Origin of the sequence: Alteromonas sp. 76-1 (assembly GCF_900654235.1) — a bacterium.
GTDB lineage: Bacteria > Pseudomonadota > Gammaproteobacteria > Enterobacterales > Alteromonadaceae > Alteromonas > Alteromonas naphthalenivorans.
The window spans coordinates 659,028-671,313 of sequence record NZ_LR136958.1 but is presented as its reverse complement, the minus strand read 5'-3'; the positions used below and the strand labels follow the sequence as shown (position 1 = coordinate 671,313).

The 12,286-nt window shown below is 46.2% G+C and carries 6 protein-coding genes; all 6 read right to left on the bottom strand.

Annotated elements, in window-relative coordinates:
- Positions 1-71: 71 nt before the first annotated feature.
- On the bottom strand, positions 72-1,409 hold the full coding sequence (locus ALT761_RS02860; protein WP_129736318.1) for a sensor histidine kinase: 1,338 nt from the start codon (positions 1,407-1,409) through the stop codon (positions 72-74).
- Positions 1,402-2,082 carry a response regulator transcription factor gene (locus ALT761_RS02855; RefSeq protein WP_129736315.1) on the bottom strand — a complete coding sequence of 227 codons (681 nt, stop codon included), beginning with the start codon at positions 2,080-2,082 and terminating at the stop codon, positions 1,402-1,404. The genes ALT761_RS02860 and ALT761_RS02855 overlap by 8 nt, the downstream gene beginning before the upstream one ends.
- A gap of 14 nt (positions 2,083-2,096) precedes the next feature.
- The gene (locus ALT761_RS02850) at positions 2,097-5,228 is read right to left on the bottom strand and encodes an efflux RND transporter permease subunit (protein ID WP_129736312.1); all 3,132 of its coding nucleotides are present in this window, start codon (positions 5,226-5,228) and stop codon (positions 2,097-2,099) included.
- Positions 5,221-6,651, bottom strand: coding sequence for an efflux RND transporter periplasmic adaptor subunit (locus ALT761_RS02845; RefSeq protein ID WP_129736309.1), 1,431 nt, complete (start codon positions 6,649-6,651; stop codon positions 5,221-5,223). Before ALT761_RS02845 ends, ALT761_RS02850 begins: the two co-directional genes overlap by 8 nt.
- The gene (locus tag ALT761_RS02840; protein WP_129736305.1) at positions 6,648-8,021 is read right to left on the bottom strand and encodes a TolC family protein; all 1,374 of its coding nucleotides are present in this window, start codon (positions 8,019-8,021) and stop codon (positions 6,648-6,650) included. The genes ALT761_RS02845 and ALT761_RS02840 overlap by 4 nt, the downstream gene beginning before the upstream one ends.
- Before the next feature lie 206 nt (positions 8,022-8,227).
- Complete coding sequence (gene putA, locus ALT761_RS02835) at positions 8,228-12,025, bottom strand: bifunctional proline dehydrogenase/L-glutamate gamma-semialdehyde dehydrogenase PutA (RefSeq protein ID WP_129736301.1); 3,798 nt, start codon at positions 12,023-12,025, stop codon at positions 8,228-8,230.
- Between the last annotated feature and the right edge of the window lie 261 nt (positions 12,026-12,286).

Sequence of the window (12,286 nt, the reverse complement as noted above, 5' to 3'; positions counted from 1 at the left end):
AAAAAGCGGCTTTTAACGCCGCTTTTTTATTTCACGAACACACACCATGCACACAAAAACGAACGCGTTGGTTAAGTATCTGAATCATTCGGTTCATGGAGTTCGAGTTTAACCTGATACCCACTAGGCACAGCGCCCGCTTCAAATTCCCATTCTAACTTCTCTGTTAGCTTAGTAATTAATTTAAGGCCTAAGCCGTAACCGGTATCGTCTAGCTCTGGCTTTTGAAGCATAGCATCATCAGCATTGTCTACACCGCCCTCTTGCTCATGATTTTCTACCGTTAATGTATTGCCCTGTAAATTAATTTTCACCACACCGCAGTCGGTATGCTGAAAGGCATTACGAATAACATTACCGATAATTATTCTACTGGCCGTATCAGGAAGGTACATTTCGGTACTCGGTACGATTAACTCAACCTCCACCGATTTTCCTTTTAGTAAATAACCAAGGTCGTCACAGAGCTGTCGCACCATTTCTGACACATCAACATTATGATAAGGCAAAGCTTGGTCGTTATCGCGGGCAAGCCAAAGCAAGGTTTCAGTTAAGTCCGTCATGGTTTTCGACGCATTATCAATACGCGCTAAAGCGTTTACCCTTTTACTGTTGGTAGTCAGCATATGCGCTTGTTGCTGTTCTTTTGATAACACCCGTTGCAATAGTTCGGTGCTGCTACGTATCACTGCAATAGGGGTGCGTAGTTCATGGCTAGCATGATTCACAAAGGTGCGCTCTCGCTCCAGCGTTTGCCTAACACTTTGCAAACTGCTGTGAATGAGAGAAGCGAGTCCATTGAGTTCTTGATACCTAAATGTTGGAATAGGCGCATCAAGTTGCTTTTCATCCAGCCCCGCAGCCCACTGTTGAAGTGTCTCAACGGGCTTGGTTACACTGCGCATAATCAATAGCAAGATGGCGGCAAAGATGCCTAGAGCCGCTAATCCTATCGCCATACTCATCACTTCATGACTAAGCCACGCTGGCTTCCCACCACTAGGCTTTGGCCCCGTAAATAACTGTGACACGTAACGTACGTCTCCATTTTCTAACGGCACCATCATCAAGAACCTTGCAGCATGGGGACGAGCAAGAAACCATTCTCTCTCGATGACTTTTTCCAACTGATAGGGTTTGAGCTCTTTATCTGCAAACGACTTGAGGATTTCATCTGGTTGCTGGTCTAATCGTGCACTAATGTAGAAATTCAACGTGTTTTCGGGTGCGTCTTCCGATATGTCCATAGTCGTCGCGAAACGCACCATAGTGTGCCGTAACATACCGTCCATACCTTGAAAGAAACGCTCTGAAGAGAGTAAAGAAAATGAGGTTATCAATACGCAACCCACAGCAAGCAGTGTCCACAACACATAACGCCGCAAGCTTAAATGCAAGCCTTTAACCATGGTCTACATCCTCGGCTAGATAAAAGCCGCTATTCGGCTTACTTAATACTGAAATAGAGGCATTAGCTTGCTCTAAGCCTTTACGCAAATGATGCATATGCACTTTAAGCACATTACTTTCTGGCACACTGTCTTTCCAAGCGGCTTCAATAAGGCGCTCGCGACTCACCACATCGCCCTTTGCCTGCATTAGCTTTTTAAGCAGTGCATGAGTAATAGGGCTGAGTTTAATGTCACTACTACCTGCTTGTGCTTCTTGACCATTAATTTTTAAGGTTACATTACCCATGACTAGCTGATTCACTTGTGCTGAGCGACGTCCTGATAAAGCTGTAACTCGCGCGACTAATTCAGCCATCGCAAAAGGCTTTATCAAATAATCGTCGGCTCCTTTTTGAAAGCCGGTGAGCTTGTCTTCAAGCTGATCCCGCGCAGTAAGCATTATAACCGGGATATCGTTTCCATCGTTTCGCATACGCTCACAAACGCTGAATCCGTCTAGTCGAGGCAAGTTGATATCAAGCACCAATACATCGTACTGATGCTGATCAATGAGTTGCAACGCAGCCACGCCATTGCTGGCATAATCGCACTGCATATCTTCTAACTCTAAGTAGTCAAGGACGTTACCGGCCAACCCAATATCATCCTCCACTAACAATACTCGAATCATTGCTTCCACCTTTTCTAGCCAGCCACTTGTGCAGCAGCGTCTTTGGTTTTTTTACCCAGCTGCGCTACATCTTCATAAATTAACAGCAATGCGGGGATTAATACCAATGTAATGGCGGTAGCGAACAAAATACCATAACCCAGTGATGCCGCAGCTGGTATTAAAAATTGCGCCTGAATAGAGGTTTCACCCAATATTGGGTAAAGCCCTAAAAAGGTGGTGATAGACGTTAGCAATACGGCACGAAGACGACTTGAACAAGCTTCAATAACTGCCTCTTGCACCCGCATACCCGCTTCTTTCAATGCGTTGTAGCGAGACACCAACAATAGGCTGTCGTTAACTACCACACCGCTTAGCGCCAATATACCGTTGAGTGACAGTATGCTAAGCATTAACCCATTACTCCAATGCCCTAATACCGCCCCAACAATGCCAAATGGAATGGCAGTCATAATAATCAGCGGCTGAACGTAAGACTTAAGCGGAATTGCCAGCAACGCATATATAGAGATTAACGCTAGTATAAATACGCTTTCCATGGAGCTTTGCGTTTCTTCTTGCTGTTCTGCTTCACCGGCAAAATGCAGTGATAAATCTTGATACTGACGAGATAGTGTTGGAACAAAGTTTTCGTTTAAGTAGTTCACCAATTCAGTGGCGGTTATCACATCACTGTCTACCGATGCACTAACGGTAAGGGCGCGAAGTCCATCGATACGCACCACCTGCTTTTGCTGCACATCAGGTGTCATAGTAGCAATAACGCTTAATGGCACTACGGTACCGTCATCTAAACGCACACGGGTATTCATTACATCCGATGGGTCCATTCTGTCTTCTTCAGGGTAACGCACGCGCACTTTCACTTCGTTTTTATTGCGTAAGTAGCGCTGCACTATTTCGCCACCAAACGCTTTTAACAACTGTTGGGATAAGCTTTGCGTGTCCATTCCCATAGCCCGGCCTTCAGGAGTAAGCTCGAAGCGCATCATGGCTTCACCTGGGGTTAACGAACTTTCCACACCGAATACGCCATCTATGTTTTCTAAGGCGTCTTGAAATGCCGTGTTTGCCGCTTTTAGGGTGGCGTCGTCAATACTTTTCAGTTCAACTCTAAAGGCATCAACCATTTCACGGCGCGCTTGAATTTTGAGTTTTTTCACAGCTTCTAAATTACCGCTTAATGCTGTCCAGCGAGCCGCTAATTCATCCAAGGTATAAGGCTGTTCTTCGGCTAACGAGATAGTAATTGTGCCACTCTGATCGCCGCTAGCTGTCACTTGCAGGCTCTTCATGCCACTTACATCTGCGCCCTTTTCTTCCATTAATTGCTTATCGGCTTCAATCGCTGCACGTTCTAAACGTAGTAAATTACGATCGGTTTGACCAAAGCTGGCATCACTAAACAGCGACATATTGGCAGATACCGTATCCCCTTGCATGCTGGGGAAGAAACCGACTCGTACTACGCCCGTTAGCGGCAAACTCATCACCACAATAAACAAGGTAATGAACAGCAACACTGCCGCATAGCGATAAGCAATAGTGGCACTCAGCACAGGTTGATAAAGCTTTTCGTTAAACCAATTTAGCCCATTGTCGGCGCCGTCTTGTACTTTCCCCCATAAACCAGCAATGCCTTTTTTTGTGGTTTTCTTGGTAGGCAAATGCGCCAAATGAGAAGGCAGTATTAATTTAGACTCCACCACCGACAATAAAAGGCAAAGGGTAACTATGGTACCGAACTGGGAATACAAGGTGCCAAGACCGCCAGATACGTTCGACAAAGCAAAGAAAGTAGCCACTGTGGTGAGTACACCAAAAATAGTGGGGACAGCTACTTTACGGGTACCTTCTATGGTATTAGCAAGCGTATCGCCGTAACGTCGCCTAGTGGAATAAACACTTTCGCCCACCACTACTGCATCATCCACCACAATACCCAGCGCCATAATAAAGCCGAACGTGGTCATTTCGTTAAGTGTCATGCCGGTATAAGAATCGGTCATGAAATATAAAGTGCCGAAGAAAATAAACGGTAAACCAGCAGCAACCCAAAAGGCGACCCGTAAGTTTAGAAAAACCGCGAGGGTAATAAATACCAGCACAATACCCATTAAAGCATTACTGGTAAGTAAGTCTAAACGCTCGGTAATAAGCGTACTTCTGTCATACCAAGTTTCTAGCTGCACGCCTTCGGGCAATAAGCCACGCTCGTGCCAGCTATCTACCACCGCATGGGCTTGCGCCACCATATCGGTTACATCGCCGTATTTATCCATAAGTACTTGCAGACCATACCCATTTTGGCCGTTATATCGTGCTAATGAGTAGCTATCGTCTGAAAACGTGTCACTAATTTTTGCAACATCACCTACCATCAACACCGTACCATCGGCGCTTGTCACGAGGGGGATTTTGGCAAAATCGCCCGCGTAGTAAGCTTGTTCAGACGCTTTTAAGCGAATCACTTTTTCTTGGTTACGCAAGCTTGTGGTGAGTGCTGTAGAAGACTCTTCGTTTATACGCGAGGCTACATCTGACAACGTTAATCCGTAGGCTTGTAGCTTGGCTTCATCTATTTCTATCGACATCATAGGGTCAATAAAGCTGCCTGAGTTCACATCGCGAATATCATCTTGTGCCAATAAGTCACGCTCTAACTGCTCACCTAAATACTGCAATTCAGCATGACTGGCATCGCCGTAAAGCTGCACCCAGATAACATGTTCATCGCGGGTAGCTTTGTCGATAATGGCGTTTTCAGCATCAGAAGGTAAGTTTGAAATACTATCAACTTCGGTTTTAATGTCGTTAAACAGTGTGTCTAAATCGTAGTCGGTTTCTTTTTCTACCTGAACGCTGGCGCCGTTGGAGTTGGAAGTAGACGTAATGCGTTTAATACCCGGTACGGCTTCTAATGCGTTTTCTATTTTAATCGCGATGCCTTCTTCGGCTTGTTCGGCATCACCACTTTCATAGGTCATAGATATAGTGACAAACCTAGGCTCCATGCTAGGAAAGGCTTCTTTTCTAATATCGCCATAAGACACCATGCCAAGCACGATTAGACCGACCATTAACAGGTTGGCAGCCACCGAGTTTTGCGCAAACCACGCAATAACACCCTTGTGACTATTCATTGCCATTACCCTCAACAACTGGCTTAACAAGGGTATTAACAAGATAATTATTAAGTGGGCGCGCCACAATCAGCGCTTGGCTCGCCCCCGTCATAGGCTGGATATAGGCGAATCCTTCGTATTCAAAAAGTACCCTTGGGGTAAACTTGTTTAGCAAGTTTGTGTCTGGCGCAACAAACCATACTTCTTGTTTTTGCGATATGGCTGAAGACGGTACTTTCCATACATTATCAAGGGCTCGACCTTCAATTTCAGCCACTAAAAACGTACCGAAATACAGAGGGCTTGATAGCGATAATGGCTTTTCAACCACGGCAACGGCTCTACGTTGTCGAGTATCTTCGTCTTGGTGAAGCTCTACACGCTCAATAGTTGCCCGCCAATGGTGCTCACCAGTGGTATCTGTTAGCTGCACTTCCCAATCTGGCTTTTCACCCACCTTAGCTTGCGGCAACTGCGCCCATTGACTAGGTGATAGAGGAATAGAAATCTCTGCCACATCAGCAGAATATAAACTGGCCACTTCTGTGCCCACTTGCACGTAACTGCCAGGCTGAATACTGCGGCTAACCACTAAGGCATTAAACGGGGCGCTGATGTTAGCAAAGGCTAAATCGCGTTTTGCCGCCGCGACATTTTGCTCGGCTTCACGCAATGCAGCTTGCGCTGATTTAAGTTGGGGGGCGCGTAGCACTAAGGCTGACTCGGGTTCACCGGTTAACCCTGAGCGTGTCCATTCATCTTGTGCTTGTAGACCCTGAAGACGTTCTTCTTCAAGAGCAACGAAAGCAGTTTCATAAGTAGCTTCGGCAGCGGCTAATGCTTGGCGATAATCGGTATTATCTACATTAGCCATTACTTCACCTTTCTCTAACAAAGCGCCGGTCTCAAAACGGGGCGACAACGCAGTAATTTGCCCACTGACTTGTGCTGATAACGTGAGCATATGAGTAGCACTGGCTTGCCCATATCCTTTCACTTTTGCGTTATAGGTGGTTGGATAGACTTCTACCACACCTACTTCGGCAACATCTGCTGCACTACTGCCTACCGCTTGGTTATTAGCTACGCCTTTCGCCGTGTTTTGATTTCGTCCTTGATTAGAATTTGGGTTTTGATCAGACATATCAGGACGTGGGCGATTATTTGGCTGATGGCTTTCACCTTGTTCGCCTGTTGGCGCAAGCACGGTTTGCTCTATATTGCTTTGTGCTTCTACTTGCGTAATCGCTTTTTCAGCATTTGCGTTTCTAGGCGCACTCATCTCTTGGCCTTCTTTACCCGCTCTGCCCGCTTTCTCTCCTTTCGGACCTGGCCCCATACCTGGGCCGCCTGAGCCTCCTAATTGGCTCATAGTGTAAAGAATGGCGATTACAATAGTCATTGCAGCACCCAGGGTGACGAAAACTTTTTTCTTATTCATTGTGACACTCCAAGGCCTAGCGCAAGACCTAAGTCGATACGATTACTTAATTGAGAATTTTGAAGCTCGACGCGCTGCGCCTGCAAATTGAAGGTAGTGTCGTAAACCGACAGTAAATCTAAAATATCCACCAAGCCTTGGCGATACTGCCCCGAAAATGTGTCGGCGCTACTTAAGGCATTCTGATAGGCGATATTGGTGTAGTACTGGCGCTGGCTGAGCGCTTTTTCATTGTCTAATGCGTCTTGCACTTCTTGCACAGCCGTTAGTAAGGTTTCACGATATTCCCACCAGCTATTCAGCGCGGTTAATTCAGCATCATCGATTTGTGCTCGTAACGCCCCGCCTTGAAATAGGGGCGCGGTTACCTGCCCCAACAAATTCCACAGTGGGTTAGTAAATAATGATTGAGACGGCGACGTGCCAATATCAGTAAGGCCTGCTGATAAATTAATACTGGGTAAAAGTGCTTTGTAAGCCACTTTCACATTCGCTTCACTGGCTTTTATGCCGTAGTAAGCGGCTTGTAAATCGGGGCGTCTGGCCAAGTCTTGCTCGGGTAAGGCAAGCAATGGTTCAAGTACATCCGGAAACTCAGTAACTGAAGGGAAATCTGACAGCGTTTGGTCTTGGCGACCTAGCAATACTGCTAACGTACGCTTAGCAGCGCTAATCGTATTTTCATACAAGGCAATAGAGGCACGGGTAGTAGCGCTGCTGGTTTTTGCGTTATCTAAATCATCAAGGGAGCCCAGCCCTGTGCGGTAGCGCTTAAGAATAATACTTTCGCTATTTTCATAAACGCGCAAACGTTCTTGTTCAATCGCAAGGAGTTGTTGCTGAGTAATGATATCTAAATAGCTACGAATAATACTGGCGACAAGTGCATCGCGAGAAGACTGATAAGCAGAACGTGCGCTGGCAGCATCAAAACTGGCAGCGTCCACGCTATCACTAATTTTCTGCCATAAGTCCAACTCCCAACTTACGGTTAGCCCTGCAGTATAGCTTTCATTGCTACCTTCAATTTTACTGCCTGAAAAGCTCGCATCAAGATTTAGATTGTCTGCTGAATCTGCCGACTTTATCGCCACCTGCGCTTTTCGCAGGGTAATAAGGGTTTGCTGCAAGCTTGCATTGTTTTCAAGCGCTTCATCAATATAGCCTTGCAGCCCTTCTACCAACACTAAGTCGGTTAACGCGGTGGCCGTTGAAGCGCTTTCTGATTGCGCTTGCCATATTACTGCTTCACCCGTCATCACAGAAGCCGATTCACTAAGCGAAGCTTTGTCATGACTGGCACACGCGCTTAACCCTGCCAGCATAATTGCGACTAAAGGCGTGAATGAAATTTTACCTAACTCGATCATTGTTATTCGATTATTGCCTACCATGAATACAAGGATGTCACAGCAGGGGTTAAGGCAGGGTTAACGGGAAATAATAGGTTTACGTCTTTTGGATGGCACCATAGAAGACCCATAGTGTTGCTCAGAAGCGTGAGCATAAAAAAAGCCAGTCGTGAAGACTGGCTTTTTAGGTGTTTGCTATTTAAAGATGCTATGCCTTTATATAATTACTCGTCATCTTCAACCAAGGTCATTAGTGATGTATTACCACCGGATGCCGTAGTATCGATACTAATGGTTTTTTCAGTCATTAAACGCTGAATCAACTTATCGTTATATTCAGCGGTGATCACTGGCAAAATAGCCCCTTCACGCGATGACAGCATTGCGGTAATACGGGCCGTACGTTCAGTGCTTGAATCCACAACCACACCCGCTAAGTCTTCATCCATCAATAAGGCATCGAAGTGACCTAAACGCGCTACTTGGAATACCCCTTTCGGCGCACCAGTAGACTCAAACTTATTTTGAATCTCAATAGCTTCTTCGTAGAAGATTTCAGATACCACCGACACCACCGTGTTGCCTGTGGCAAGTGCAGTAACAATAGACAGCATCCAGTACTCAAACGATACATCTTTATCGGCGAAACATACCAGGGTGCCTCTGGGTTCAAGGTAAAGTTTGTTAGATTCACCTGTAGGACCAGGTAGCTCGGTAGGTTTCGCTAACTTACGCTCAACACTGGTTAACTGCTGACGGGCAGTGGCCAACGTGCGATTTAAATCGTCGGCTAAGTCGTCAACAATGTCGACCTTGGCAATTTTGGCCAGTAACTGACGCACCATAGAGATACGATCATTTAAAGCCATATGACGCCACTGAGCTTCAACTTCCTTAGCTTGATCCATCACCACATGGGCACGTTCTGCAATTTTATCGTCACCGACTAGGGCGTTATCAGTACCATCAACATCATCAATCAATGTTGGTTTCGGTGTAGCACGTTCCATCATTAAACGTGGCAAGTAGTTAGGCCCACCCGCTTTTGGACCCGTACCTGATAACCCACGTCCACCGAAGGGTTGTACGCCAACAATAGCGCCTATCATGTTGCGGTTAATGTAGACATTACCTGCACGGCTCTTCGCAGCAAGCTCGTATGCACGTTCTTCGATGCGCGAGTGAATACCCATAGTTAGGCCGTAACCCGTACCATTAATTTGTTCTAAAACATTGTCTAGCTCTTTTGATTTAAAGCGCACTAGATGCACCACTGGGCCAAAGACTTCTTTTTCTAGCACATCCAAGTTATCTATCTGATAAAGCGTAGGAGGGAAGAAAGTGCCGTTTTCAGTGCCTTCAGGCAGCTCGTTTCGATAAAGCAGTTTTCCTTTTCCTTCCATAAAGTCTACATGGTCGGTTAGGCTCTTCAGTGCTTTTTCGTCAATAACGGGGCCAACATCAGTGGCTAGCATAGTCGGATCGCCAATGGTTAACTCTTTCATGGCACCGGTTAACATACTGATAAGATCATCAGCAATTTCTTCTTGCACGAATAATACGCGAAGGGCTGAACAGCGTTGTCCCGCACTTTGGAAACCAGAATGAATAACATCATCAACTACCTGCTCTGGCAGGGCAGTTGAGTCCACAATCATACAGTTTTGCCCGCCGGTTTCGGCAATGAGCGGTACTTGCTCACCACCACGATTAGCAAGTTCTTGTGAGATTAGCGTGCCTGTTTGGGTAGAACCGGTAAACATCACCGCTTTAATGCGTTCATCAGAAAGCAGGGTTTCACCTACTTCTTTACCTGGGGCAATAATGAGTTTTAACGCGTCTTCAGGTAGGCCTACCGACTGCATAATATCCACAGCGCGTTTCGCCACCATGCTGGTTTGTTCAGCGGGTTTGGCAATAACCGTATTACCGGTAACCAATGCTGCAGATACTTGACCTAAGAATATTGCCAGTGGGAAGTTCCACGGGCTAATACACAGTACAACACCACGAGGAAGCAAGCGCTTGTCTTCTGCAAGTTCTTGAGCTCGAGCGGCGTAATAACGACAAAAATCTACGGCTTCACGTACTTCATCAATACTGTCTTGCGCAACTTTACCGGCTTCACGCATACAAATAGCAATAAGCTCTGCCATATGGCGTTCTAGGGCATCGGCTGAACGATTAAGAATTTCAGCACGCTCTGAGGTATCGCGCTTAGACCAAGCGTCGAAGCCTGCATCTGCGTCATCTAACGCTTTGCGCATATCATCAGGTTGTGCGTAATAATGGTAACCCACCACATCGTCGTGATTCATTGGGTTTCTTACCGCTGTTGCTCCCTCTGGCACACCATCGGTTACACTGTAAAACTCTTGCCAGCGTTCTAGTTCATGCTGAAGTGCAGTAACCGCGTTCACGTCGGTTAAATCTAGTCCGCGAGAGTTATCACGTTCAGGTGCGTATAAACCACGTGGTGTTTTAATTAGTTTGTTGAAACGCACTTTAAGGCGCTGGGTTTTTTCCACCGGATCTTCAAGTAATGATTCAACCGGCTTTTCATCATCAACAATGGCGTTTACGAACGACGAGTTTGCGCCATTTTCTAATAAGCGACGCACTAGGTAAGCTAATAAGTCTTCATGTTCACCCACAGGCGCATAAACACGGCACTGGATTTTTTCTTCAGTTACCACGGTATCGTATAGGGTATCGCCCATGCCGTGTAAGCACTGGAACTCAAACCCTTCTTTATCGTCGCCAGCCAGTTCAATAATTACTGACGCTGAATAGGCGTTGTGAGTAGCAAACTGCGGATACAAGGTATCGCGATATTCTAATAGGCGGTTTGCACAGGCATGGTAAGACACATCGGTTGATGACTTACGGGTAAATACAGGAAACTCTTCTAAGCCCGCTTGTTGCGTAAGCTTAATTTCCGTATCCCAATAAGCGCCTTTTACCAATCGCACCATTAATGAACGGCCTACTTCTAACGAAAGCACACGCAAATGTTCAATCACATGAATAGCACGTTTTTGATAGGCCTGAACTGCGAGACCAAACCCCGTCCAACCATTTAAATCTTCATCACGGAATACCGCTTCAATAATATCTAACGAAAGCTCTAAACGGTCTGCTTCTTCTGCATCTACCGTTAAGCCAATATCGTACTCTTTAGCCTGCATACATAGCGCTTTTAAGCGCGGCGGAATATCACGCATTGCACGTTCTCTGTGCAAGAATTCAAAGCGCGGATGTATTGCCGACAACTTCACTGAAATACCCGGTGAACGCTTAGGTCCACGGCCGTTAGCCGCTTTACCAATTACTTCAATAGCTTTAACGTAAGCATCGTAATAGCGGTCTGCATCTTCCATCGTGCGGGCGCCTTCACCCAACATGTCGTAAGAATACACGTAGCCTTTGGTTTCTTTTTCCTTCGCACGCTCTACCGCGTCTTTAATGGTTTCGCCCATCACGAACTGACGACCCATAACCCGCATGGCAATATTCATTGCGCGGCGGATAACCGGCTCACCTAAGCGACCCAAGGTTTTCTTTAACAGACCAAACTGTTCTTTCTTGCGCTTATCAGCATAGTTCACCATATTGCCGGTAAACAATAAGCCCCATGCTGAAGCGTTCACGAATAAAGAATCTGAATTACCAAGGTGTGGTGTCCACTGCCCTTTAGATAATTTGTCGCGGATGAGTTCATCCTGCGTATCGCCATCGGGCACACGTAACAAGGCTTCGGCTAAACACATCAGTACCACACCTTCTGAGGTGGATAGTGAATACTCATTTAGCAACGCATCTACGCCACCATGACCTTCTTGGTCGCGGCGAATTTGCAGTACCATTTTACGGGCGCGTTCCCACGCACGACTTCTGGCACGGGGGTTTACTTCAGCAATCGGTAAAATTTGATCCACAGCCACAGACTCACTAATTCGATAGTAGTCTCGAATGCGCTGGCGTAGGGGAGATGTAGTATGAAGTGTGTCGTTAATGAGCATTGCAACCCTTTATTCGAAAAGCTGTAGAAAATGGTTCCGGTAACGGAAAACAAGAATAACGTTACATGGAAAAATGAAATTAACAAGTAAAGCTGAGCTTTGCTTGAAGCGCCCCACCTAAAGTGTGCCGCGCCTGCGTATCTAGGTATTTAAACTTCGATCCTCTCAATGAAGATCACGATATCGCCGAAATTGCGCGGATACTAGCACAATTGCCTTTTTCGCCAAGCCCTTGCTGTCAACTTTTTGCACCACTGTGAT